The sequence below is a fragment of the Providencia rettgeri genome (genome assembly GCF_001874625.1).
Classification (GTDB): domain Bacteria; phylum Pseudomonadota; class Gammaproteobacteria; order Enterobacterales; family Enterobacteriaceae; genus Providencia; species Providencia huashanensis.
Genome location: NZ_CP017671.1, coordinates 1,592,480 through 1,615,606, shown reverse-complemented (window position 1 = coordinate 1,615,606; position 23,127 = coordinate 1,592,480). Strand labels below are relative to the sequence as shown.

General features: G+C 38.7%; 26 protein-coding genes. 14 read left to right on the top strand and 12 right to left on the bottom strand.

What is annotated here, in order from left to right; translation table 11 throughout:
* The first annotated feature begins 83 nt into the window (after positions 1-83).
* The 8 genes from mdtG (at position 84) to RB151_RS07095 (ending at position 8,743) form a co-directional block, all read left to right on the top strand.
* Positions 84-1,310, top strand: a complete 1,227-nt coding sequence (gene mdtG, locus RB151_RS07130) for a multidrug efflux MFS transporter MdtG (protein WP_042847978.1) — start codon at positions 84-86, stop codon at positions 1,308-1,310.
* 382 nt (positions 1,311-1,692) lie between these two features.
* Positions 1,693-3,222 carry a peptide MFS transporter gene (locus tag RB151_RS07125; RefSeq protein WP_048606759.1) on the top strand — a complete coding sequence of 510 codons (1,530 nt, stop codon included), beginning with the start codon at positions 1,693-1,695 and terminating at the stop codon, positions 3,220-3,222.
* Between the two features lie 156 nt (positions 3,223-3,378).
* Entirely contained in the window at positions 3,379-4,167 is a 789-nt protein-coding gene (locus tag RB151_RS07120) for a PhzF family phenazine biosynthesis protein (RefSeq protein ID WP_048606758.1), read from the top strand.
* Positions 4,168-4,441: 274 nt separating this feature from the next.
* Positions 4,442-5,860 carry an NAD(P)/FAD-dependent oxidoreductase gene (locus tag RB151_RS07115; RefSeq protein ID WP_042847981.1) on the top strand — a complete coding sequence of 473 codons (1,419 nt, stop codon included), beginning with the start codon at positions 4,442-4,444 and terminating at the stop codon, positions 5,858-5,860.
* A 106-nt stretch (positions 5,861-5,966) separates the two neighbouring features.
* Entirely contained in the window at positions 5,967-6,320 is a 354-nt protein-coding gene (locus tag RB151_RS07110; protein ID WP_042847982.1) for a hypothetical protein, read from the top strand.
* Between the two features lie 202 nt (positions 6,321-6,522).
* Positions 6,523-6,930, top strand: a complete 408-nt coding sequence (locus tag RB151_RS07105; RefSeq protein WP_042847983.1) for an acyl-CoA thioesterase — start codon at positions 6,523-6,525, stop codon at positions 6,928-6,930.
* Positions 6,931-7,517: 587 nt separating this feature from the next.
* Positions 7,518-8,087, top strand: a complete 570-nt coding sequence (locus tag RB151_RS07100; protein ID WP_042847984.1) for a tetratricopeptide repeat protein — start codon at positions 7,518-7,520, stop codon at positions 8,085-8,087.
* Positions 8,088-8,305: 218 nt separating this feature from the next.
* Positions 8,306-8,743, top strand: coding sequence for a universal stress protein (locus tag RB151_RS07095; RefSeq protein ID WP_042847987.1), 438 nt, complete (start codon positions 8,306-8,308; stop codon positions 8,741-8,743).
* Between the two features lie 206 nt (positions 8,744-8,949).
* On the opposite strand, the gene RB151_RS07090 is transcribed toward RB151_RS07095, so the two are convergent.
* Both RB151_RS07090 and agp read right to left on the bottom strand, forming a co-directional pair.
* Positions 8,950-9,417 carry a GNAT family N-acetyltransferase gene (locus RB151_RS07090; RefSeq protein WP_071547920.1) on the bottom strand — a complete coding sequence of 156 codons (468 nt, stop codon included), beginning with the start codon at positions 9,415-9,417 and terminating at the stop codon, positions 8,950-8,952.
* A gap of 130 nt (positions 9,418-9,547) precedes the next feature.
* Positions 9,548-10,801 carry a bifunctional glucose-1-phosphatase/inositol phosphatase gene (gene agp / locus RB151_RS07085; protein WP_042847990.1) on the bottom strand — a complete coding sequence of 418 codons (1,254 nt, stop codon included), beginning with the start codon at positions 10,799-10,801 and terminating at the stop codon, positions 9,548-9,550.
* A 224-nt stretch (positions 10,802-11,025) separates the two neighbouring features.
* On the opposite strand from agp, the gene RB151_RS07080 reads away from it, so the two are divergent.
* Both RB151_RS07080 and RB151_RS07075 read left to right on the top strand, forming a co-directional pair.
* Entirely contained in the window at positions 11,026-11,472 is a 447-nt protein-coding gene (locus RB151_RS07080) for a GNAT family N-acetyltransferase (protein ID WP_042847992.1), read from the top strand.
* 2 nt (positions 11,473-11,474) lie between these two features.
* On the top strand, positions 11,475-12,020 hold the full coding sequence (locus RB151_RS07075; protein WP_080750926.1) for a GNAT family N-acetyltransferase: 546 nt from the start codon (positions 11,475-11,477) through the stop codon (positions 12,018-12,020).
* Here the strand turns inward: RB151_RS07075 and RB151_RS07070 are convergent, their stop codons facing one another.
* The 4 genes from RB151_RS07070 to fdnG all read right to left on the bottom strand — a co-directional run bounded on the left by RB151_RS07070 (position 12,021) and on the right by fdnG (position 17,272).
* Positions 12,021-12,479, bottom strand: a complete 459-nt coding sequence (locus RB151_RS07070) for a YbaK/EbsC family protein (protein ID WP_042847995.1) — start codon at positions 12,477-12,479, stop codon at positions 12,021-12,023.
* A 197-nt stretch (positions 12,480-12,676) separates the two neighbouring features.
* Positions 12,677-13,333, bottom strand: a complete 657-nt coding sequence (gene fdnI, locus RB151_RS07065; protein ID WP_042848077.1) for a formate dehydrogenase-N subunit gamma — start codon at positions 13,331-13,333, stop codon at positions 12,677-12,679.
* Entirely contained in the window at positions 13,326-14,213 is an 888-nt protein-coding gene (fdxH, locus tag RB151_RS07060) for a formate dehydrogenase subunit beta (protein WP_164975524.1), read from the bottom strand. Before fdxH ends, fdnI begins: the two co-directional genes overlap by 8 nt.
* Positions 14,214-14,224: 11 nt before the next feature.
* Positions 14,225-17,272, bottom strand: coding sequence for a formate dehydrogenase-N subunit alpha (gene fdnG / locus RB151_RS07055; protein ID WP_129466691.1), 3,048 nt, complete (start codon positions 17,270-17,272; stop codon positions 14,225-14,227).
* A 469-nt stretch (positions 17,273-17,741) separates the two neighbouring features.
* On the opposite strand from fdnG, the gene RB151_RS24170 reads away from it, so the two are divergent.
* On the top strand, positions 17,742-17,996 hold the full coding sequence (locus tag RB151_RS24170) for a hypothetical protein (RefSeq protein ID WP_042848002.1): 255 nt from the start codon (positions 17,742-17,744) through the stop codon (positions 17,994-17,996).
* 15 nt (positions 17,997-18,011) lie between these two features.
* On the opposite strand, the gene RB151_RS07040 is transcribed toward RB151_RS24170, so the two are convergent.
* Both RB151_RS07040 and RB151_RS07035 read right to left on the bottom strand, forming a co-directional pair.
* Positions 18,012-18,335, bottom strand: a complete 324-nt coding sequence (locus RB151_RS07040) for a YnfA family protein (protein WP_042848004.1) — start codon at positions 18,333-18,335, stop codon at positions 18,012-18,014.
* A 76-nt stretch (positions 18,336-18,411) separates the two neighbouring features.
* Complete coding sequence (locus RB151_RS07035) at positions 18,412-18,678, bottom strand: DUF2798 domain-containing protein (RefSeq protein ID WP_042848005.1); 267 nt, start codon at positions 18,676-18,678, stop codon at positions 18,412-18,414.
* Positions 18,679-18,909: 231 nt separating this feature from the next.
* Here RB151_RS07035 and RB151_RS07030 point away from each other — a divergent pair, with 231 nt between their 5' ends.
* Positions 18,910-19,446 (top strand): dihydrofolate reductase family protein, encoded by a 537-nt coding sequence (locus RB151_RS07030; RefSeq protein ID WP_042848007.1) that lies wholly within the window; start codon positions 18,910-18,912, stop codon positions 19,444-19,446.
* On the top strand, positions 19,443-20,024 hold the full coding sequence (locus RB151_RS07025) for a TetR/AcrR family transcriptional regulator (RefSeq protein WP_052219432.1): 582 nt from the start codon (positions 19,443-19,445) through the stop codon (positions 20,022-20,024). The genes RB151_RS07030 and RB151_RS07025 overlap by 4 nt, the downstream gene beginning before the upstream one ends.
* A gap of 8 nt (positions 20,025-20,032) precedes the next feature.
* Here the strand turns inward: RB151_RS07025 and RB151_RS07020 are convergent, their stop codons facing one another.
* Complete coding sequence (locus tag RB151_RS07020; RefSeq protein ID WP_042848009.1) at positions 20,033-20,323, bottom strand: putative quinol monooxygenase; 291 nt, start codon at positions 20,321-20,323, stop codon at positions 20,033-20,035.
* Between the two features lie 201 nt (positions 20,324-20,524).
* Positions 20,525-21,091 carry an NAD(P)H-dependent oxidoreductase gene (locus RB151_RS07015; protein ID WP_042848010.1) on the bottom strand — a complete coding sequence of 189 codons (567 nt, stop codon included), beginning with the start codon at positions 21,089-21,091 and terminating at the stop codon, positions 20,525-20,527.
* 172 nt (positions 21,092-21,263) lie between these two features.
* Here RB151_RS07015 and RB151_RS07010 point away from each other — a divergent pair, with 172 nt between their 5' ends.
* The gene (locus RB151_RS07010) at positions 21,264-21,704 is read left to right on the top strand and encodes a hypothetical protein (RefSeq protein WP_208292081.1); all 441 of its coding nucleotides are present in this window, start codon (positions 21,264-21,266) and stop codon (positions 21,702-21,704) included.
* 67 nt (positions 21,705-21,771) lie between these two features.
* Here RB151_RS07010 and RB151_RS07005 read toward each other — a convergent pair whose 3' ends face one another.
* Together RB151_RS07005 and RB151_RS07000 are read right to left on the bottom strand one after the other, a co-directional pair.
* Positions 21,772-22,200, bottom strand: a complete 429-nt coding sequence (locus RB151_RS07005) for a TOBE domain-containing protein (protein WP_042848014.1) — start codon at positions 22,198-22,200, stop codon at positions 21,772-21,774.
* Positions 22,201-22,291: 91 nt separating this feature from the next.
* A complete protein-coding gene (locus RB151_RS07000) occupies positions 22,292-22,810 on the bottom strand; it encodes a hypothetical protein (protein WP_042848016.1) in 519 nt (172 codons plus the stop codon).
* Positions 22,811-23,127 lie beyond the last annotated feature (317 nt).

Genomic DNA, 23,127 nt, shown 5'->3' with positions numbered 1-23,127 from the left:
GCTAGGTGACACTTTGAAGCCCCTTTAAAATTTCGTCGTATAAGGGGCAACTAAGTGAAGCCAGCAATACTGAAGGACAATGTATGACAGGAAAAACAGGCTATTGGAAACGAAATCTCTACGTTGTGTGGTTCGGGTGTTTTTTAACCGGTGCCGCCTTTAGCTTGATTATGCCTTTTCTCCCCCTTTACATCGAGCAACTCGGTGTCAAAGACCATGCTTCGTTGAACTTATGGACCGGCGCAGTTTTCAGTATTACCTTCTTATTTTCAGCCATTGCGGCACCATTTTGGGGGCGCTTGTCCGACCGTAAAGGGCGTAAATTAATGTTATTACGTTCTGCCTTAGGTATGGCTATCGTAATGGTATTAATTGGCTTTGCGCAAAATATTTGGCAACTACTGGCTTTAAGGGCATTACTGGGCCTGCTAGGTGGGTTTGTCCCCAATGCCAACGCACTGATCGCCACTCAAGTCCCAGTGAAAAAAAGTGGTTGGGCAATGGGGGTTCTCGCGACAGGTGCGGTCAGTGGGGCTCTGATTGGCCCACTGATTGGTGGCTTACTTGCTGACCAATATGGCCTACGCCCAGTATTTTTTATCACCGCCACCGTCTTATTCATTTGCTTTTTTGTCACTCTTTTCTATGTACGGGAACGTTTCACCCCTGTTTCACGTAAAGACGCACTGTCAGGTAAACAAGTTTTTGCTTCATTACGCAATAAAAACCTAGTGATTAGCTTGTTTTTCACCACCATGATTATTCAAGCCGCTATGGGGTCAATAAACCCTGTTATCACCCTCTATGTCCGTGACCTATCCCATTCTTTAGAAAATCTCGCGTTTGTCAGTGGGGTTATTGCCTCTATACCTGGCGTAGCAGCTTTAATTAGCGCTCCGATGCTAGGTAAGCTTAGTGACCGAATAGGCCCTGAAAAAGTTTTACTTGCGGCACTAGGTACCTCTATCTTCATTCTATTTCCTATGGGCCTTGTTGGGAGTTATTGGGAATTAGGCTTTCTGCGATTTATGCTCGGAGCCTTAAATGCGGCGCTCTTACCCGCAGTGCAAACCTTGATTATTTATAACATTTCTCACCAAGTTACCGGGCGAATTTTCAGCTATAACCAAGCACTGCGCGATGTCGGCAATGTGACAGGGCCTTTAATGGGGTCATTTGTTGCAGCAAGTTATGGTTTTAGGGCGGTATTTTTCTTCACATCCGCTTTGGTTCTCGTCAACTTAATCTATTCATGGTTAGTCATCAGGCGCCAGTCCGATGACTTACGCGCATCACCTTCAGACCCATAACTAACAAGCTATTTATTGCACAAAAACCCGATGATTTCTAAGCTTTACTGACTTACCGAGTGAAAATCTAACCAAAAATAATATAACTAATTGTTTTTAAACAACTTAATCGATTCAAAAATCTTTCTTTTATTGTCAACAAAAATCCTGTATCTTCCCCTACCTTATCGTGAAAAATGAGAGTTATATCGAATTTTCACCTTAAAATATAGCCTTTTACTATAAATTCATTCTGTATATAGGCGATTCTATAATAATGTATGTTAAAAATATGTTTCCGAACTGAAAGTTAACATATCAATAATAATTGACACTCAAGCGCTCGGCTTGGTGTTTTAAATCATGCACAACCTCTCAAGAGATAATTTATGGGAGTTCACAGATGAATAATTCTGCGACTAAAACAAAAACTTTTTTTGGGCATCCATACCCATTGAGTTCACTTTTCCTCACAGAAATGTGGGAACGCTTTTCTTTTTATGGTGTTCGTCCGTTACTTATCCTGTTTATGAGTGCGGCATTATTACAAGGCGGAATGGAATTACCCATTGAACAAGCTTCCGCTATCGTCGGGATTTTTGCTGGCGGTGTATACATCACGTCATTACCCGGTGGCTGGTTAGCTGATAACTGGCTAGGGCAACGTCGTGCGGTATGGTATGGCTCATTAATTATTGCATTTGGGCACTTATCCATCGCAATGTCCGCCTTTTTAACCAATACTTTCTTTTTCGTAGGCTTATTACTGATTGTCTTGGGAACCGGGTTATTTAAAACCTGTATTACCGTTATGGTCGGTACCTTATATAAGAAAGAAGATACACGCCGTGATGGCGGTTTCTCTCTATTTTATATGGGGATTAACATGGGTTCATTCATAGCCCCATTAATCATAGGCCCATTGCATGAAAAGTATGGCTGGCACATAGGTTTTGGCCTTGGTGGCGTAGGTATGTTAATTGCTTTGCTTATCTTCCGCTTCTACGCTATTCCACAAATGCGCCGTTATGATAAAGAAGTCGGCCTCGATTCCACATGGAACCGCCCTACTGTTCAACGCAAAAATGTCGGTAAGTGGGTTACATTATCGATGGTGCTGTTAGCTATTCTTGTCGTATTAATCGACAACGGAACGATCCCATTTAATGCTTCAATGATAGCCAAAAGCTCGGCTTATGTAATTTCCGCTTGTGTGGGTCTCTATTTCTTATTTATGTTTTTCTTTGGGGGCTTAAACAGCAGCGAACGTTCTCGCCTAATTGCCTGTTTAATTTTACTGGTCGCAGCGGCCTTCTTCTGGTCAGCATTTGAGCAAAAACCAACCTCTTTTAATATTTTTGCTCGTGACTATACTGACCGCCAAATGGGCAGTTTCGAAATCCCTACTATTTGGTTCCAATCAATTAACGCGTTATTTATCATTCTGTTAGCACCGGTATTTAGTTGGTTTTGGCCTTCGTTAGCTAAACGCAACATGAACCCAAGCAGCATGACTAAATTTGTGATTGGTATTTTATTTGCTGCTGCTGGCTTTGCTATCATGATGGTAGCCGCAAACCAAGTTCTCGCCACTCAAAGCGGTGTATCCCCATTTTGGTTAGTAGCGAGCATTTTACTGCTTACATTGGGCGAATTATGCTTAAGCCCTATTGGGCTTGCGACAATGACACTATTAGCGCCACAAAAAATGCGTGGGCAAGTCATGGGCTTATGGTTCTGTGCTAGTGCATTAGGTAACCTTGCCGCTGGTATCATGGGCGGTAATATCCGCAAAGACCAATTAGATTCTATGCCTGAGTTATTCTCTCATGTTTCTATTGCGCTAGTGATCTGTGCCGTTGTTTTAGCTGCACTGATTATCCCTGTCAGAAAAATGTTGAAAAATGCCGATAAAAACGAAGCTAATGCTTAATCACAAGTATTAATCACCAAATCCCGTTAGCTAACAGAGCTAACGGGTTTCTCACGTTATAATACCATTCACCATAATTAGCTTATTATTTTTTAATAAAATAGACGCTATACTGCCCTTCTTTCATCCTCTTTTCGCCCATTAGGGAAGCCTAAAATGAGCCTTTCATTACCAATTTATTATGTTGATGCCTTTACTGATACGATTTTTCACGGTAACCCCGCCGCTATTGTTTTACTTGATGACTGGTTACCGGATGAAAAGTTAATTGCAATTGCAGCCGAAATTAATTTATCAGAAACCGCTTTTTTAGTCGGGCACCATATCCGCTGGTTTACACCAAAAGTTGAAGTTAAATTATGTGGTCATGCAACATTGGCCGCCGCTTTTGTACTTAACGAGGTATTAAAACAAAATAATAACCCTCTCACATTGACGTCTCTTTCAGGGGAATTAACTATCACACCAAGCTCTCGAGGATTTACCCTCGATTTCCCAGCCCTAAATTCCATGCAAAGTGAACCTACGCAATATCCTCAATTAGAGGAGATCCTTGGAGTGGAACTTCAAGAGCTTTGGATAGCAAAAGACCGTTACTTATGTTTCCTTGAAAACGAAGAACAAGTCCAATCCTGCCAACCTAATTTGTTCAAATTATCGCAGCTTCCACTACCTGGATTAGTTATTACAGCTAAAAGTGCTGAACAGGGTTATGACTTCGTTTCTCGTTATTTTGCTCCTGCAAAAGGGGTCAATGAGGACCCAGTAACGGGTACCTCACATTGTGCAATAGCACCATTGTGGGCTAATCGGTTAAATAAATTGCAGTTAGTTGGTAAACAACTTTCAGCGCGAGGTGGTGTTATGCTTTGTGAACTCACGGCTAATCGCGTGAGATTAACAGGTAAAGCCACTTTATTCCTAACAGGAAAAATCCATATTTAACCTATAAATCAACAAATTAAAAATCATTTTATTTTTCCTTTTATCCAATCAACTCGCCGATAACATCCTCAATGGACGTACAAAGTATCGGCTCCCCACCTCCTTGCAATAAACAATTAAATATTTTTTTTAACATTTAATTAATAGTTTTAATTATTCATTAAATTAGTTTACACTTATAATTATTATTAAAAATATAATTACAATTATAAGTATTACTAATTGAAGCATTGATTAATTGTTAAAACTCATTCAATACAAGGAACTCAATAAGATGGCTATTACTAGAAGAAAATTTCTTATCGGTGGTGCAGTTGTTACCGTTGCTGCTGGTGCTGGAATTTTAACTCCAATGTTAACTCGTGAGGGTAGGTTTGTTCCCGGTAAACCAAGATATGGTTTTGTAGAAGGAACAGAAGGCGCGTTACCGCAGCAGGCTGACGTAGTTGTTATTGGTGCTGGAATTCTAGGAATTATGACCGCCATAAACCTTGTTGAGCGCGGTTTAAATGTTGTGGTAGTTGAAAAAGGGAATATCGCTGGGGAGCAGTCTTCACGCTTCTACGGCCAAGTGATTACCTATAAAATGCCTGATGAAACATTCTTACTCCATCACATTGCTAAACAACGTTGGAGAGAAATGAATGCTAAAGTCGGCGCAGATACCAGCTATCGCACACAAGGTCGCGTTGAAGTTCCCCTCGATGAAGAAGACTTAGTTAACGTCAGAGAGTGGATCGACAGTAGAAATAAAAACGTTGGTTCAGATATTCCTTTCAAAACACGTATCATTGAAGGCGCTGAGTTAAATCAACGTTTGAAAGGCGCACAATCAGACTGGAAAATAGCTGGCTTTGAAGAAGACTCTGGTAGCCTAGATGCAGAAATAGCCGCTTTTGTTATGGCTGATTATGCGAAAAAGATTGGGGTTAAAATTTACACCAACTGTGCAGCGCGTGGCTTAGAAACACAAGCTGGGGTCATTTCTGATGTTGTGACTGAAAAAGGGGCAATCAAAACTTCCCGTGTTGTTGTTGCTGGCGGAGTTTGGTCTAGACTATTTATGCAAAATCTAGGTGTTGATGTCCCAACCCTACCTGCATATCAATCACAGCAGTTGATCTCTGGCTCCGCAACGGCTCCTGGTGGTAACGTCGCTTTACCGGGTAATATTTTCTTCCGTGAACAAGCCGATGGCACCTACGCAACGTCACCTCGAGTGATCGTTGCCCCTGTTGTTAAAGATTCTTTCGTGTACGGTTATAAATATATCCCTCTGTTATCTATGCCTGATTTCCCTGTTCATATTTCCTTGAATGAACAATTGATTAATTCATTCACAGAGCCAACAAGCTGGAGATTGGATGAAGTTTCACCATTCGAAAAACACAGAAATATGACTGCATTACCAGACTTACCAGAATTAAATGCTTCATTTGAGAAACTAAAAACTGAATTCCCAGCCTTTAAAGATTCTAAACTTATTGACCAATGGAGTGGTGCAATGGCTATCGCGCCGGATGAGCACCCTATCATTTCTCAAGTCAAAGAGTACCCAGGTCTGGTAATTAATACGGCAACAGGCTGGGGTATGACAGAAAGCCCAGTTTCGTCAGAAATCACAGCCGACCTGTTACTCGGCAAAGAACCTATGTTAGATGTTAAGCCATTTAGCCTGTACAGATTTAGCTAATATTTAATTATCCCCCAAGAAAACCCTTATATTTTTTAAGGGTTTTCTTGTTGCCTATTCTAATTCTATTCACTAACATTCTAGACTTAATTCAAATGGAGTGATTATGAATAAGTTAATATTAGGGATAGCTATTGCACTGGTCAGTACTGTCGCATTTAGTGAAAAAAATTATACGGTTGAACAGCTAGAAAGTCTGATTGCTGCAAATAATAAACCGTCTATATTGGTACCTTCTTTAGATGGTTCAATCGCAAAAGATGACTTTCCTACCTGCAAATCAGGGCTGATAGAGTGGCTCGACGGTGTAAAAACATACCCAGTTACCATCGAAAAAGATATTGATGGCGAATTTTCAGCCACCATTTGGTCTGAATCGAAAGCTTTTCTTGTTTCCTGTGTCAAAAGCGGGGATAAAGCAAAGGCTATTCGTATGAGTGCCGAATATTCAGATAATTAGAGGTTACCCACCTCACAATAATCTTAAAGACATATTAATAAAATAATAGGTCTTTAAGATTTCCTTATTATTTTTTTCATTAACAAAAAAACCGTCACTGGAACGATTCACCTCACATTTACAGATGAATTTATTTGTAATGAGTATTACACTTACCTTTTAACATTATTTATACACTAAGTAACAACTGTAAGGCTGAACCATGAGTTCCATTGCTGATGATGTCATCGCACAAAAAATTGAACAATCAATTTCCCGCGTCTCTAAAGTCGTGTTCCCAACCACCACTAACCACCATAGTACTTTGTTTGGTGGTACTGCACTCGCTTGGATGGATGAAGTTTCCTTTATTACTGCTACGCGTTTTAGTCGTAAACGCCTTGTCACCGTTTCAACAGAAAAAATCAACTTTACCCATCCAATTCCTTCGGGAACCATTGTAGAACTCGTTGGCAAAGTCATTCGAGTTGGTAGAACCAGTCTAACAGTCAATGTCTCTATCTTTTTAGAAGATATGTATTCTGAAGGTCGTGAAGAAGTGATCCATGGCCAGTTTAATTTCGTCGCTATTGATGACAACGGTAAGCCTACCCCACTATTTGGGGAATAACCCTTTAACCTCGTGAAGAAAGGCTTGTTTTTCTTTCGCTAAAAGGCGTAGATGTACCTACTTTTATTTACGCCTTTTTAATACCGCATATATCACTCATTATGTGTTAATTACTTTCGAATACTTTTAATTATTGTCAGTGTCTATTTTTAAGTTAAAAATAACAGCTTTCTGGCATAATAATCTAAATATGTTTAATAAACTTAACCTCTTTCCCCACTTCTAATATATACAATATATTACTAGCATCTAAGTTAAAACATACTTATTAAGACAATTTAATTATTATTAGTATCTTGTTACAATAAACACATCACGTTACTAAAAGACCTTGTTTTTATACTCTAATAAGTTGTAATTACCATTAGATATTGATATTTTTTAGTTATAGTCGTAGAGTATCCAGAGATATTCATTACCTAAAAATGCGTATATCCATTGAGTTTAACTTTATTGTATTATTGGTAGTAGCCTAGGTTTTTCTTTAAAAAGATGTTTCGCATTGTTAACTTTCAGCAATAAAAGATACAGATTACCATCGCTTTTTGATAATAAAAATGAACATTACACATATAAGATATAAAATTATGCTTAGAATTCTCTCACTTATTCTTTTATTTACCTTCTCCATAAACCATAGCGTCGCTGCGGTCCCTAAAGAGACAATTAAAAGAATTGAGCAAGAAGCTCAAAAAGGCGATATTAAAGCACAAGTTATGCTTGGCATCGGCTATTACCTTGGTAATGAACTCAAACAAGATTATGGAAAAGCCAAAAAATGGCTAACTATGGCATCAAATAAAGGTAACTCTGACGCACAACTATTTTTGGGCGATATGTATTTAAATGGAAACGGCGTTGAGGAAAACCTTGAAACCGCGATGGATTTATTTGAAAAATCAGCTAATAAAGGTAACGTTGAAGCTCAAAATTATATGGGGCAATTTTACTACCAAGGTATTGGTGTAAAGCAAAACTATATTACCGCCTTTGAATGGTTTAAAAAATCGGCTGATAAAAAGTTCCCACCTGCCCAATACCAAATTGGTAAAATGCTAAACAATGGTGAAGGCACTGAGATAGATGAAAAAGCCGCCGCGGATTATCTAGCACAAGCTTGTAAAGCAGGGTTGAAAGAAGCCTGTAACAAGAAATAATTTATACTGTTCACGAACTCCCTCTGGCTTGGCAAACTCAATACTCAAAATGAGGGTGCCGAGCCTTTTCCTTTTTCTTTTCCCCATAAAAAATGTATTGCGACTACTTGCTCACAACCTTTAACTTTAAAATTCGTTATTATTAATTTATGGATAATCAATATCAAAATATATGATAATGTTCTAAACTTATAATATAAAAGAAAAAAGGAGAATATATGTACAATACAATTTTAGTTCCGATCGATGTAACCGAAGACGCACTCACCAACCTATTAGTACCCCATGTTAATTCGCTACAGAAATTAAATAATGCGACGGTACACTTTCTTGCTGTAACTGCACCAATCTCTAACTATTTACGTTATGGTGGCACCATTTTACCAGGTGATTTTCCAGATGATGCAAAACAAGCTGAGCTTATCCTTGCTGAATTGAAAGAAAAAATTAAATTGTTCTCGGTTCCTGCAGATAAAGTGCATGCAAAAGCGACTATTGGCTCTGTTAAAGATGAAATTATTGCCGTTGCTGAAGATATCAACGCTGATATTATTTTACTCGGCTCACGTCGTCCGAGTATGTCAACCTACTTATTAGGCTCTAATGCCGCATCTGTAGTGCGTTATGCTAAGACAAGCGTATTAGTCGTCCGATAATAAAGACTAATAATATATATATAGCTAGGTCAGCTCATTTTACAAATGAAAAGTTTAGCTTTAATGATTGTTACAAAAAACAATAAAGGCATACACTTTATCAGACTATTTAAGACCTATTTAGGGTACATTAAAGGCTCATAAACATTTTCGTGATTTTTTTTCACTCCCTGCTTTTATAGCAGGGATTTTTTTATGTCATTTACTTAGCTTTTATTTAAGCGAAAACGCTTGAAGAGTACCCCATCAAAATCTACGAGTGCCTCTTCAACAAAACCATAGCGCAAAATTGCTGATAATTTCAAGCGAGTTAAAGGTAAGTGGATCGTTACAGAGTCAACATTAAGTGACGTAAATGCTTTATTTATCATGCGCTCCACCAAGCATTTCCCTGCTCCCCAGAAATCAGGATGTAACACTAAAGCCAAATCCGCATCACCGGCTTCATTTTGTAAACCACCCCACCCTGCAAATTGCTCATCAATCATGATTGCCCACACACCATAGCCATGTTGACCCCAATGTTGCTCTTTGCCAGCAACCCAATCGCGACAAAATGCCTCATCAAATTGGTTATTACCCAGTGGCATATGTTTTAAAACTAATGGATGGGTATTCAATGCAATAATATCTGCGGTGCAGATTTGACTTAACTTACGAAACTCTATCAACATAGTTACCTAGTTATTACTCATATTATACAGTCAGCGAAAAATTGATTAGCGGTTTTGAACATAATTTAAATATCATATTAAAACAATAGCCCACTCAATAGAATGGGCTATTAGCATAGCAATTAACCCATTATTGCTCTAGTGCCATTGCCATGACTTTTTGGAAGTCTTCCCATGAGCAATATCCATTTTTATCAATAGGGCAACCTTTTAGCTCCAACGTGACATGTTGTGGTGGTGTTTGCAGAGACAAGTAAGCATTATCTCTTAGTTGATCAGCCGTTTGATAAACATATTCTACTTTCATAAAATCTTTATTAGCCTGTTTATCAGTCCAACGCTGAAAGACTAATTTCCCACCAATCGGCGTATGTTCATACTGCTGAGGTAATTGATAAGGTTTAAAATCCATCGCTGACATCAACGACGCAATATTTGAATCGTGGCCGACTAAGAAAATAAATTTTGCAGTTTCGCCCTTATCAACTGACACAAAACCTTTATCAATGTAATTTAATATTGGGTGTGCAACATTCTTAGCAATCAATTTTGGTGTAAACAGCGTCTCTTGATAAGCATTTTTTAATGTGTTTAATTTTTGCCATTTTTCTGGCGAATTGACCATGCCCCAAGCGACTTCATCAGCAGGGAAACCTTCATAATATTGCAGGTCGATAGCATCTACAGCTGAATTGGCCATTTTTAATGGACCGCTAACCCCAGGCTCTTTATTTTCTTCAATAATAAAACTATTTTTCTGGCTATTTAAATTACATAATTTATCCGTTTTACATTTCTGGGAATCTTTAATGTTCAAAACGGTATCAAGCTCTTCATAGCCGGCTTTCAGCGATAAACCATTCAAATAATCATCCATTGCTGAGAGTGCTTTTTGTTTGAACTCTGGGCTTCCGTTGGTAATAATAGGGTTAAATACGGGGTCCATTTTACCAATTTCAGGTTGGTGGTGGATATTCACTTTACAACCGGGGAAAGCACCCGCAGCGAAAAATTGAGCTGTCGCTATGGTTCTTTGTAGGCTGTTAGTATAAAGGTAAATATCCTCACTGCTGGTTGGGCATAGCTCATCCGCTAATAATTTGTTTTGGTCTATCCATTCCCGAAAATAATGCCCCATATACACTTCTAAAGCCCCACCTTTGGTGGTGAGATAACCACTATGTGCATCCCAAGCAGGCCATTTTTTATCGGTAATCTCAGTAAGAACGCCTGTGTTAACAATTGGTGTTCGTAAGTTATGGCGACTAAGCACTAAAACTTGGTCTAAAACCATATCAGTTTGGTTGTCTGTATTGGCTAGCGCTGGCGCGATAGGTGTGAATAATGCAGCAGATAAACAGAATGTTAGCAATTTATATTTCATTAAATATACCCCTAAGATCCAATCAAAAAAATGAAAAAGTACCCTATAAAAAAGTCAGACGCCCAGACTTCACGCCCAATATTACGACTCATCTAATAATGAATTAGTTAGCTTTTTTTTCTGCGATAAATATCTCAAAAACAACCTTAACCAAAATTAAAAAGGTCATTGACATACCATATTGGATAATTAAGATCACCCCATAAACATAAGGAGTAAATATAATGATAGTCCAAACCGCCACACGTGCACACGATAATGAAATTATTCGTGTTTGGGAGTCATCTGTTAGAGCCACACATCACTTTTTACCCGAAGAAAAAATTGCTGAATTAAAAGTGGCAATTAAAGACATTTACTTACCTAATTTAGCTGTATTTGTCACATTTGATGACCTAGGCAATATGATTGGTTTTCTGGGCTGTGATGAGCATCGTCTCGAAATGCTGTTTATTTCGCCAGAAAACAGAGGCCAAGGTACGGGGAAAAAGCTACTGCAATATGCAATTGACACTCTGGGTATTACAGAGCTAGACGTTAACGAACAAAACCCTCAAGCCATTGGTTTTTATCAGCATATGGGTTTTACACAATACGCTCGTTCTGAATTAGATGGAGAGGGAAACCCATATCCTATTCTACATATGCGCCTTAACCCTGTGGCACAATAACCATGAAAATTATTGAGTTAGAAACCCCTCGCTTACTCCTAAGAATGTGGCAAGAAAAAGATAAACTGCCATTTACACTGATGAACAGCCACCCAGAGGTGATGCGTTATTTCCCTTCAGTGCTAAGCGAGCAGCAAAGTACCGAAATGCTGGCCACAATCATCGATAAGTTTTCCCAACAAGGTGGCTGGGGGTTATGGGCTGTTGAATTGAAGTCTACCAATGAATTCATTGGGTTTATTGGTTTAAACACCCCGGCTAAAACATTGCCTTTTTCTCCCTGTATTGAGATAGGCTGGCGTTTATTACCTGAATTCTGGCATCAAGGCTTGGCAACTGAAGGGGCAAAAGCGGTGATCCAATTAGCTTTCGAACAATTACAGATTGCCGAACTAGTTGCATTTACTGCGGTACCTAATACACCATCAGAATTGGTAATGAAAAGACTAGGCATGATAAAACAACCAAATAATTTTTATCACCCAGCCTTACCTGATGGCCATTGGCTACAAGAACATGTACTTTACCGCATAACAGCTCACGATTGATTACTGGCAAATATCAACCCATGATGCTTTGACAAGTTCTAACAGACGAGTTGGTGAAATACGTATAGCACTATTCACTGACCCTGCAGCGGGTAGCACTTCGCTATATTGTTGTAGTGAAATATCACAGTAAATAACTAGGTCTCGGGGCAAGCCAAACGGGCAAACACCGCCAACCGGATGGCTTGTGGAGTCTACAACCTCATCCGCTCGTAACATTCTCGCTTTTGCCCCCAATACTTGTTTTACTTTTTGGTTATCAAGCCGCGCTTCCCCTGCACACACGACTAAAACGACCTCATTTTTAAGTTTAAGTGACAGTGTTTTTGCGATTTGGTTTGCTTCAACATTATGTACTATTGCCGCTTGTTGCACTGTTGCTGTTGGGGTGTCAGTTTCTATAATGTCAATATCGGGGGCATGTTGCGCTAAAAATGCCCTAACAGATTGTATACTCATATATTTTCTCGTTATCATTGGTGGCAAGTCACTTTGTCATATGACGGTTTTTACCTTACTAAAATTTTGCCATCTTGCAACCTAATGGTTTTACATGAATTTAATTTTAACTATAAATAACATGGTAAAACCAATAAAAAAGCCACCACAATGTATAAACAAAGTGATGGCTTGATGTGACTTAATCTAACAATAAATTACTTTTTGCCTTCAGCTTCAGCTTTGGCTTCTTTCGCCTCAACATCACGATACCAGCGAGGGTGGTGTTTTCTCGCCCAGCGGCGGCTAACCTTACCTTCTATCATGCCATTAATTGAGCCTTTCACCCAAAATGCCATATACATATGGATTAGAATCGCGTGGATTAGAATAATAGCGGAAAGTGCGTGGATCAAAATACTCCAACGAACCATCCACATAGGAAATAGATGAGCAAAATAAGGACGCCACATGATAATCCCAGTGATCAGTAGTACGAAAATCATACTCATGATACTCCAGAACATCATTTTTTGCCCCGCATTATACTTACCTACATCCGCCACCTCATGTTCATTACCTTTGAGAACTTCAACAATATTTTTAATCCATGGAAGGTCTTTCTTATCCGGAATATTGTGTTTCACAAAACGAACAAACATGAACATCAATACGACGAATATCAGTACACCAAAGAATGGGTGTAAAATTCTTCCCATTTGTGGAGTACCAAAGGTTTCCGTCAACCATTTCAGTGTTGGGAAAAATAAGGCGATACCAGACAAAGCAACCAAAAAGAAGCTGATGACAACAGTCCAGTGACAGGCGCGGTCAATAAACTTTGTCCGCACAATCATTTTGCTTTTTTTACTCATGGTCATCTTTCTCCTCATCATCACTCACTTCTTTGTTCGGTCCAATTCCCACATAGTGGAAAATTAACCCTGCAAAGGTGGCTATAAAGCCCGCAACAGAAAGTGGTTTCAAGACGCTCTGCCACAGATTGATTGGAGTATCAATTTGTGGGTCTTTCGGTAAGTCATGATAAAGTTGCGGTTTATCAGCATGATGAAGAACATAAACAACGTGAGTTCCCCCCACGCCTTCAGGATCGTAAATCCCCGCTTGCGCATATCCTCGATTTTTTAATTTCGTGACACGCTCTTCGCCGTATTCCAGCATTTCCCTCTTCGTACCAAAGCGAATAGCACCTGTTGGGCAAGTTTTCACACAAGCGGGTTCTTGACCGACAGAAACTCTATCAACACATAAAGTACATTTATACACACGATTATCTTTAGGATTTAAGCGTGGTACATTAAAAGGACAACCCGCAATACAATAGCCACAACCAATACAGTGCTCCGATTGGAAATCAACAATCCCATTTGAATACTGAATGATCGCTCCCGCAGATGGGCACGATTTTAGGCAACCCGGGTCTGCACAGTGCATACAACCATCTTTACGGATTAGCCATTCCAGCTTACCGTTTTCGCTTGTTTCACTAAAACGCATCACCGTCCACGATTTTGCACTAAGATCGGTTGGGTTATCATAAACCCCAACGCAATGCCCGACTTCATCGCGAATATCATTCCATTCAGAACATGCCACCTGACAAGCTTTACAGCCTATACAGGATGACACATCAATGAGCTTACAAACTTCAAATTTATCGTCACGCGCCTGTGGTGGAGGCGTAATACTATTGGTCGCGGAACGCTTAATAATGTCTTGAGATTGCATGGACATAGTTCCCTCCCTTACGCCTTCTCAATGTTAACTAAAAACGCTTTATACTCAGGTGTTTGAGAGTTAGCGTCCCCCACAGATGGCGTCAACGTATTGGTGATAAAACCTTTTTGCGTAGCCCCTTCAAAACCCCAGTGAATAGGTAACCCAACGGTTTCAATTGGTTTACCGTCCACCATCAGGGTTTGTAATCTCGGCGTTACCACCGCAACGGCTTTGATAAAACCACGTTTACTACTGACTTTGACCTTATCGCCTAACGCAATTCCTTTGGCTTTCGCTAATGTTTCGCTGATTTCAACAAATTGCTCTGGCTGAGCAATCGCATTCAAGCGAGCATGCTTAGTCCATGTGTGGAAGTGCTCTGTTAAACGATAAGTGGTGCCGACATAAGGGAAATCTTTGTGGTCGCCAAGACGTTTTTTGTCCTCATCAAAGATCCGTGCCGCAGGGTTAGAAACCACATTCGGGTGTAATGGGTTAGTACCAAGAGGCGTTTCAAAAGGCTCATAGTGCTCAGGGAATGGCCCTTCTGCCATCTTATCGATAGCAAATAAACGCCCTAACCCTTCTGGTTGCATAATGAATGGACCTGTTCCGACTTCTGGTGCAGATGCATTAAAGTCAGGAATATCATTACCGACCCATTTTTTGCCATTCCATTCAATTAGCACACGGTCTTTATTCCACGGCTTACCTTTAGTATCACAAGATGCTCGGTTATAAATAACGCGACGATTCAACGGCCACGCCCATGCCCAACCTAATGTGTTACCAATGCCAGACGGGTCACTATTGTCGCGATTCGCCATCTGGTTGCCTTTTTCAGTCCAACTGCCCGTGTATATCCAGCAAGAAGATGCTGTTGTACCGTCAGCACGTAATAAGGCAAATGAGCTAAGAAGTTCACCTTTTTTCGCTTGTAAATTGCCGTCGGCATCGTACAGATCAGCCAGTGCAACTCCGTTATTTTCTTTTGCCACTTCTTCTGATTCAGGGTGGAATTGCTGTTTATAATTCCATTTCATCTGCATCAGAGGATCTTGGCCTTGACCGCCTTCTTTTTCATACAACTCACGAATTTTGTATAAAATTCCTGTCAAGATTTGGCCATCATTACGCGCTTCACCTGGAGCATCCGCTGCCTGCCAGTGCCATTGCAACCAACGACCAGAGTTCGCGATAGAGCCATCTTCTTCTGCAAAACACGTTGATGGTAGACGGAAAACTTCAGTTTGAATCGAAGCTGTATCGACATCATTCATTTCACCGTGGTTTTGCCAGAAATTAGCAGTTTCAGTGACTAACGGGTCGACAACAATCAAATATTTCAACTTACTGAGGCAGCTAACAACTTTGTTTTTATCTGGGAATGACGCTACAGGGTTAAATCCTTGACAAATATAACCCGTGACCTCATTACGGCTCATCATGTCAAAATACTTCATTACATCATAAGCTTGGTCCCATTTAGGTAACCAATCATAGCCCCATTGGTTGTCAGCTTGTGCAGAATCACCATAGAAAGACTTCATTAAACTGACGAAGAATTTCGGGTAGTTACTCCAAAAGTTAACTTGATTTGGTAAGGTTGCTTTTGGTGTATTAGCAGACAGATAGCTATCAATATTCAGGTGTTTTTCTGAAGGCAACGTCAAATAGCCGGGCAGACTGGTCGATAATAACCCTAGATCAGTTAAACCTTGAATATTTGAGTGGCCACGTAAGGCATTAACACCACCGCCAGCAACCCCCATGTTACCAAGTAGTAACTGGATCATTGCCATGGTACGAATATTTTGCGCACCAACCGTATGTTGTGTCCAACCTAAGGCGTATAAGAAAGTCCCTGCTTTATCTGAAGCACTCGTGGTTGCTAAGATTTCACAGACTTTTAAGAAATCAGCCTTTGATGTACCACAAATTTGCTCAACAATTTCAGGTGTATAGCGTGACACGTGCTTGTGAAGCAGATTCCACACACAACGAGGGTCTTGTAATGTGTCATCGCGTAACGCATGACCATTTTCATCAAATTTGTAGTTCCAGCTGGTTTTATCATAACTACGTGTATCTGCGTTATAGCCACTAAAGAGGCCATCATCAAAGTCAAAATCATCTCGAACAATTAATGACGCATTAGTATAGTTTTGAACGTATTCAGCGTTTATTTTGTTATTTTCAATCAGGTACAACAAGACGCCCGATAAGAATGTAATATCGGTACCCGAACGAATCGGAACATAATGGTCTGCCACTGATGCCGTACGCGTAAAACGCGGGTCGATCACAATCAGTGTTGCATTGTTATTATTTTTCGCTTCAATTGCCCAGCGGAACCCAACAGGGTGTGCTTCCGCAGCGTTACCGCCCATTACGACGACAACATCGGCATTTTTGATATCAACCCAGTGGTTGGTCATCGCACCGCGACCAAATGTTGGAGCAAGACTTGCTACCGTTGGTCCGTGTCAGACACGTGCTTGGTTATCAACCGCCAGCATACCTAGCGATCTCGCGAATTTTTGGGTCAACATTCCTGTTTCGTTACTTGCAGCAGATGCACAAAGCATCCCTGTTGATAACCAACGGTTTACGGTTGTTCCCTCAGCGTTTTTCTCAATGAAATTTGCATCGCGGTCATCTTTCATTAAACGGGCAATACGTGTGAAAGCATCATCCCAGCTAATGCGTTGCCATTTATCAGAGCCTGGTGCTCTATATTCAGGATAACGTAAACGATTTTCGCTCTGGATATAGTCAAGCAGGCCAGCCCCTTTAGGGCATAAAGCACCACGGTTTACAGGGTGGTCGGAGTCACCTTCCACATGGAATATCGCGGACTTAGCATTCATGGCACCATCGCCCATGCTATATATTAGTAATCCACAACCGACAGAACAGTAAGTACAAGTGTTACGCGTCTCTTTAGAGCGTAGTAATTTATATTCACGTACATTAGCTATTGCCATTCCAGGCATAAAACCTAACGCAGCTACAGTTGTACCTGCCATCCCGCCAGCGCAGATTTTAAAAAACTTTCTGCGACTAACGTTCATTGCTAACCTCTTTATATTTTTTGTATAAATCGGTGAGAGAATAGCAGCCTAATATGATTAGATATTGCCTAAAATCAATGAAAGTGAAAATAAAAGTTTAATTAATATTAACTGAGTAGTTAAACATCAATTACAAATACTACCAATAGAGTAATTATTGTTAAATTGACTTAGATCAAATGTTACTTTTTGAAATATTTTAGTTAAATACATTTCATTGGCATTTTAAAAAATACAAATAAAAATAGAAGAAAATTAATTCAGGAAATACATCACAGCTGATCAAAAACCAAATTTATTTAATTTCATGAAAAATAAAATATCACCATATAAAACTGGTGGAAAAAAACATTGACAGAAATAAGCACAAACCATTTAAAATCCTTTTAAATCAATTAATTAAAAAATATTCAAGCTTAGTCTAGCTTTTTACAAAACCAATATTTAATTGTTCTAATATGAAACAATAATGATAAAAAATACCGAACATCACCACAGATACTTAAATAATAATAATAAACAAAAAAATAACCGTCTTATAAATAAGCCACCAGATAAAAATAAAACTCAGTTTTACGACAACCTTATCTGTATTTTTGAGGTAACAGCACTAGGCTATCTATGGTTCTTGCAGGCTTATAGTTTAAATATGGAAAAAGTGAATTCATTGAGAACTCACTTGCGAAATAATAATGACGTTCTTTTGGGATATTACTTTATCTAAATAATAATCTGTTTTTTACTCCCAGCCACTAATAATGATACCAGCGCCAACAAGCACAACGAAAGCCCCAACCCAGTCAGTTACCGAAAGTGCGACCCCATCGACAACTTTTAGCCATACTAACGCTGTGACAATATATATCCCACCGTAAGATGCATAAATTCGGCCACTGGCTTCTGGATGTAATGTCAATAACCAGACAAATAGCATCAAACTTAAGGCTGTAGGGATTAATAGCCAAGGCCCTCCCTGTTTTTTCATCCAGAGATAAGGGAAATAACAGCCTGCAATTTCAGCTAGTGCAGTGATAAAAAACAAACCAATAATTTTTATCGACATAAGACCCCATTCAAAATTAGCGCTACTGATTTCCCTTCTATAATAGCAACTGACTGTATGAAAAAAACACATGCTTTTAGGAGGATTTAACTAACATTAATGAGATTCGTCTCGCGATAGGTAATACAAAGAACACCGTTGGAAAGGCAATCATCCAAGAAATCCCCCAAGAGCTAACCCAAGATGGGAAAACTTCCGAAGTAAAACCTAGCGCTCTAACAGTACTAATAAGGGAAACGATCCCACTCATTACAAGGGATAAAAAGAAAGGAACTAGAAAGATCATCGCACGAGCAGGTAATTTGGGAATACCTAATACATAATTACGACTTTGATTTGGCATAAAAAACTCCAAGGTTACTGGCACACATAAGCATATAACTATTCGTGTGACCAAAAGTTATATGCGTTGGTTAACGTAAACGCTTACGAGTCTAATGACCAATCTCCGCTATTTTATAAGCAGCAAAAATTTTGTCAATTTAGCCCATCCCCTAAAAAGCATTTTACCCACTAGACTTGCACCATAGAACCAATTATTATACACCGTATAATTAATTAATGGGAAACAAATATGATTACGGGGCATGTATTTATTGCCACTAGTTTAGATGGCTACATCGCACGTAAAGATGGGCAAATAGATTGGCTTGGGTGCATTGATACTTCTAATGAGGATCATGGCTATGACCAATTTATCAATCAAATAGATGCAATTGTGATGGGAAGCGGCACCTTCGAAACACTAAGTCATATCACACCTTGGGTTTACAATCTTCCGGTTGTCGTACTTTCTTCTACATTAACCAACCAAGCCGTGCCTGAACATTTAGTGGGGAAAGTTCGTTTTAGTGATCAATCCCCTGAAAATGTGATGAAAATGCTGGAATTAGAAGGATGCCAACACGTCTATATCGATGGAGGGCAAGTGGTTCAATCATTTTTAAAAAGGGGTATGATTAGCGACCTAATTATAACTAAACTCCCCATTCTACTTGGGAGCGGGCGCCCATTATTTGGAGACCTCAATCACGATATTTTACTCAACCACCTGCATACACGCAGTTTCCCTTCCGGCTTTGTGCAATCTAAATATGAGGTTTTAAAGTGAAAGATAAAAAGCCTGGCCGCCCGCCAGCTAACCAGCAAACTATCTCTTTAGAGTTGATAGTGACTAAAGCTATTGAAATGTTAGATGATAATAAGGTTGATAACCTATCTATGCGCATGCTGGCCAAAAAGATAAACGTCAACCCGATGGCGCTCTATCATTACTTTTCAGATAAAGATGCCTTAATACAAGCTATTGCCAATAGGCTTTATCAAGATATTCAATTGCCTGACTTGCCTGACCTTTACCAACAAATCGAGTCGCTATTACTGCATTACAGGCAAAAAGTGACCCTTTATCCGCAAATCACCTTAGCTATTTTCAGTTCCCCAAATGCTTTTCCAGAACAAGCCAAAAGGATCACCGAAATACTCACCCAACAATTAATGAAACTTGGTTTATCTCAAATAGAAGCAACGAAATGGGGGCATATCCTAATAGATTATACTCATGGAGAAGCGCTATCAGTATCCCCTAAAAATCAAGCTCCCTCATTCACACCTGAAGCCATCCACACTGCTGAACTTAGTTACAGTGAGACTATTAAAATGTTACTTTTCAAGATAAATAGCAAATAATAGTGCTCCTAGGCAATTTTACTCATCAATTTCACATCTAACAGTTCGACCCTATCTTTTACCTGACTAATGAACTCGTTAAAGTGCGGTGTATTATTATGCTTATCAACGGCTTTTTGACTCTGCCATACCTCAAAGAAAACAAATGTATTAGAGTTGTCATGAAGCTGATGCAATTCATATTGAAGGCAACCTTCTTCCTGATGGCTCGACTTAACAATTGACTCTGCCGCGGCTCTAACATAAGCAACTTCGTTTTCTTTTGCTATTACCGTTGCAATGATCCTAACTTCAGACATAAAACCGCCCTATCATGAATGATAAAGTAATTAATTTATCACATAATTTCATTATTTATTCTTAAAGATAAACAATTACAAATAAAACAAAATTATATTTTATTTTATTACAGAATTTGCGTAACCTTAAAACATAACGTGATAATAGACTTAATCACGTTATATAGAATTAAAGTATAAATAAATTTAATATTAAAATAATTAAACTTCGTTCAATACTGTATTTATAAACGCCATGCGGTGTTCATTTCCTCCCTGGGTTACATAGTCACAATTCATCCATTTACTATTTTTTAAACCTACCGCTGTCATACAATGAAAAATAGCATCACTAACAGGGTCTCCCTCTTTAATAATAAATTTTGTGGCTTCTTCTGATGTCGTGACAACAGTAGTTTTGGGGATGTCTAGCAAAGGTAATAATTTTTTCTGCTGTTCGTTATAATACCAAGCAAAACCGTTAAGTATTACTTTATCAAAAAAGCCTTTTAAAATTGCAGGCATTCCCATCCACCAAACAGGAAATATGACTATAACTTGTGAGCTATTTTTCAACATTTCTTGGTATTTTCCAACTAAAGGATCAATATAGTTACCGGTGGAATAAAGTGCGAGCTCTTCTTCTGTTAACACAGGGTTAAACTTATCTCTATGCAGGTCAATTACCTGATAATCTTTCTTTTTTTCGGTTAACCCTTTCGTTATATTATCAAGTAAAAACTGGCAGAAGCTCCCTTTCCAAGGGTGTGCATATATAATTGTCACCATAAAATCTATCCTTTTATTAAAATATCAATATCTAATTTTTTATTATAACTTACTGTTAATTGGCTAAAATGACTAAGCTCAAATATATTATCTAGAATATTTAAATGTTTTTACAGTTTGAAATAATCGGTGTAGCATAACTAGACATACAGTATTCACTGGGGGTTTCATAATGAATGCGGTTCAATTAGAAATTACGCCTCAAGAAACCAATCTCTCTTTTCTATCCAATAAAATTACCTTACCTATTGGTAGCGACAGTATTAATGGGTTTAAATTTCAACACTCACCAATAACACCTTATGAAGCAGAAATAGCCATTGAATTAATTGAAAACACGGTCATTCCTGCTAGAAAGCAACTCTCTATAAATAACCCTGTTCTGATTAATAGAGATAATAAACTAAAGGCCATTTGGCAACACACTGGTAATACAGAATATTTTTTAACTACCCAGCAGATTGAAAGTGCATTTAACGAGTTGGTTAATGTCATCAATGGTAGCCCTATTAACTCAACAACTTTACCAACAGACACCTCGTTTACTGCTTTCTTAATCATTATAAGGGAACTGACACATCACTGGGAATTAGATGGCATTTACCTTAAATAAAAAAGGCGGTAAATATCATTTCTATTTACCCCCTTAATCATCTTTTGATAAATAGTTTATCAAACACTTATTTTTTCGTTGCAAGAATAATACTTGATGCTTTAATAATAGCAGTCACAGGGCTATTCACCATTAACCCCATCTCAGAGGTACTATTGTTTGTCACCACCGCAGATAACAAAGTACCTGCTTTTGTTCTTAAATTGACCACTGAATTCACACTGCCCTTTTCAATAGACTCGACACTGCCATTAAATTGGTTACGAGCAGAGAAATTATATTCATTCTCATCAGAAACAAGGACGACCCAAGGCGCTTTAATAACCGCAATTACAGGTTTCCCTTTTTCTAGACCTAGCTGTGCGGTACTATTTTTAGTAATAACCGCAGTAATGCTTTCCCCACTCGCTAAATCCAAAATAATTTCATCATTGACAGCACCAACACCAATAGATGCAACAACACCTGAAAGTTGGTTTCTTGCCGAAATAGTCATTATATATCCCCTATGAAAATGGCTGCTTTATACTCTATTCAATCTGTATGTTAATACAAATTAAACAATCATGTTCATGCCTTAATCACACTTAGCCATTAACAACAGGGTCATTTTTATCATATTCAGGAGAAGAACCATGGTCATCATGCTGAGGTCGATTTTTTATTTCTATATATTTTTTTTCACAATCGGTTAAAAATTGCAGCGAATCCGTTTTCCCTGTCTTCTGATCAATTAAAAATAAACTAATTGTTTTTTGTTTTGGGGAGAAGATCTCAATAATTTTCCCGCTATCGTGGTAATAATCACCTTTATTAACAATGACTTTAAAATCTTTAACAGTCTTTATTTGCTGTTGTTGTTGGCTTTTTTCCAGTTTATAGCCTGCATATTCACCGGCTTCAAAATCACGAATATTGAATGCGCCATTGTAAGAAAACACTTTAACTGTCGGAGCCGCAGTCGGAAAAGCAAAAAAACCATTTCTATCTCTAGAAATCTGATTAATCGATTGGTCAATATTACATTCGTAAACTAACGTTGAATTAGAAGTCTGACAGCCTGATAACACAACTAAAGCCGTGAGCAAAATTCCTACTCTTTTCATATCATCCCTTATCTCTTCAATGTGTATAATTTAGCTCAGTATAAACATTATTATCCTTAAGCTAAACATTCATATTGTAAGAATATACTGCTGAGATAAATCAAGCTCACTTTAATAGACAATTGTTCAACTGGATGATTAACCAGTAATTTATTAATGGAAAACTCAGTTACTTACGTCATTGAGCTAAAATCCAGCGGTGTTACATCAATATGATCAGAGCAGATAGCATCAACACCCTACTGTAATAATTCAGTTCACGTACAAGGGTCGCCCCGGTTTAAATTCCCTGCCCCCCACAACCATTAGTTGTTCAC

Bases quoted from the DNA above. Each gene is read 5' to 3' on its own strand.
- RB151_RS07095 (WP_042847987.1), top strand. From the start codon at position 8,306: ATGTACAATACAATTTTAGTTCCGATCGATGTAACCGAAGACGCACTC.
- RB151_RS07010 (WP_208292081.1), top strand. From the start codon at position 21,264: ATGAATGCGGTTCAATTAGAAATTACGCCTCAAGAAACCAATCTCTCT.
- RB151_RS07040 (WP_042848004.1), bottom strand. From the start codon at position 18,335: ATGTCGATAAAAATTATTGGTTTGTTTTTTATCACTGCACTAGCTGAA.
- RB151_RS07120 (WP_048606758.1), top strand. From the start codon at position 3,379: ATGAGCCTTTCATTACCAATTTATTATGTTGATGCCTTTACTGATACG.
- RB151_RS07110 (WP_042847982.1), top strand. From the start codon at position 5,967: ATGAATAAGTTAATATTAGGGATAGCTATTGCACTGGTCAGTACTGTC.
- fdnI (WP_042848077.1), bottom strand. From the start codon at position 13,333: ATGAGTAAAAAAAGCAAAATGATTGTGCGGACAAAGTTTATTGACCGC.
- RB151_RS07015 (WP_042848010.1), bottom strand. From the start codon at position 21,091: ATGGTGACAATTATATATGCACACCCTTGGAAAGGGAGCTTCTGCCAG.
- RB151_RS07125 (WP_048606759.1), top strand. From the start codon at position 1,693: ATGAATAATTCTGCGACTAAAACAAAAACTTTTTTTGGGCATCCATAC.
- RB151_RS07115 (WP_042847981.1), top strand. From the start codon at position 4,442: ATGGCTATTACTAGAAGAAAATTTCTTATCGGTGGTGCAGTTGTTACC.
- RB151_RS07100 (WP_042847984.1), top strand. From the start codon at position 7,518: ATGCTTAGAATTCTCTCACTTATTCTTTTATTTACCTTCTCCATAAAC.
- fdxH (WP_164975524.1), bottom strand. From the start codon at position 14,213: ATGTCCATGCAATCTCAAGACATTATTAAGCGTTCCGCGACCAATAGT.
- RB151_RS07000 (WP_042848016.1), bottom strand. From the start codon at position 22,810: ATGAAAAGAGTAGGAATTTTGCTCACGGCTTTAGTTGTGTTATCAGGC.
- RB151_RS07005 (WP_042848014.1), bottom strand. From the start codon at position 22,200: ATGACTATTTCGGCAAGAAACCAACTTTCAGGTGTTGTTGCATCTATT.
- agp (WP_042847990.1), bottom strand. From the start codon at position 10,801: ATGAAATATAAATTGCTAACATTCTGTTTATCTGCTGCATTATTCACA.
- RB151_RS24170 (WP_042848002.1), top strand. From the start codon at position 17,742: ATGATAAAAAATACCGAACATCACCACAGATACTTAAATAATAATAAT.
- RB151_RS07070 (WP_042847995.1), bottom strand. From the start codon at position 12,479: ATGAGTATACAATCTGTTAGGGCATTTTTAGCGCAACATGCCCCCGAT.
- RB151_RS07075 (WP_080750926.1), top strand. From the start codon at position 11,475: ATGAAAATTATTGAGTTAGAAACCCCTCGCTTACTCCTAAGAATGTGG.
- RB151_RS07030 (WP_042848007.1), top strand. From the start codon at position 18,910: ATGATTACGGGGCATGTATTTATTGCCACTAGTTTAGATGGCTACATC.
- RB151_RS07035 (WP_042848005.1), bottom strand. From the start codon at position 18,678: ATGCCAAATCAAAGTCGTAATTATGTATTAGGTATTCCCAAATTACCT.
- RB151_RS07090 (WP_071547920.1), bottom strand. From the start codon at position 9,417: ATGTTGATAGAGTTTCGTAAGTTAAGTCAAATCTGCACCGCAGATATT.
- mdtG (WP_042847978.1), top strand. From the start codon at position 84: ATGACAGGAAAAACAGGCTATTGGAAACGAAATCTCTACGTTGTGTGG.
- RB151_RS07105 (WP_042847983.1), top strand. From the start codon at position 6,523: ATGAGTTCCATTGCTGATGATGTCATCGCACAAAAAATTGAACAATCA.
- RB151_RS07080 (WP_042847992.1), top strand. From the start codon at position 11,026: ATGATAGTCCAAACCGCCACACGTGCACACGATAATGAAATTATTCGT.
- RB151_RS07020 (WP_042848009.1), bottom strand. From the start codon at position 20,323: ATGTCTGAAGTTAGGATCATTGCAACGGTAATAGCAAAAGAAAACGAA.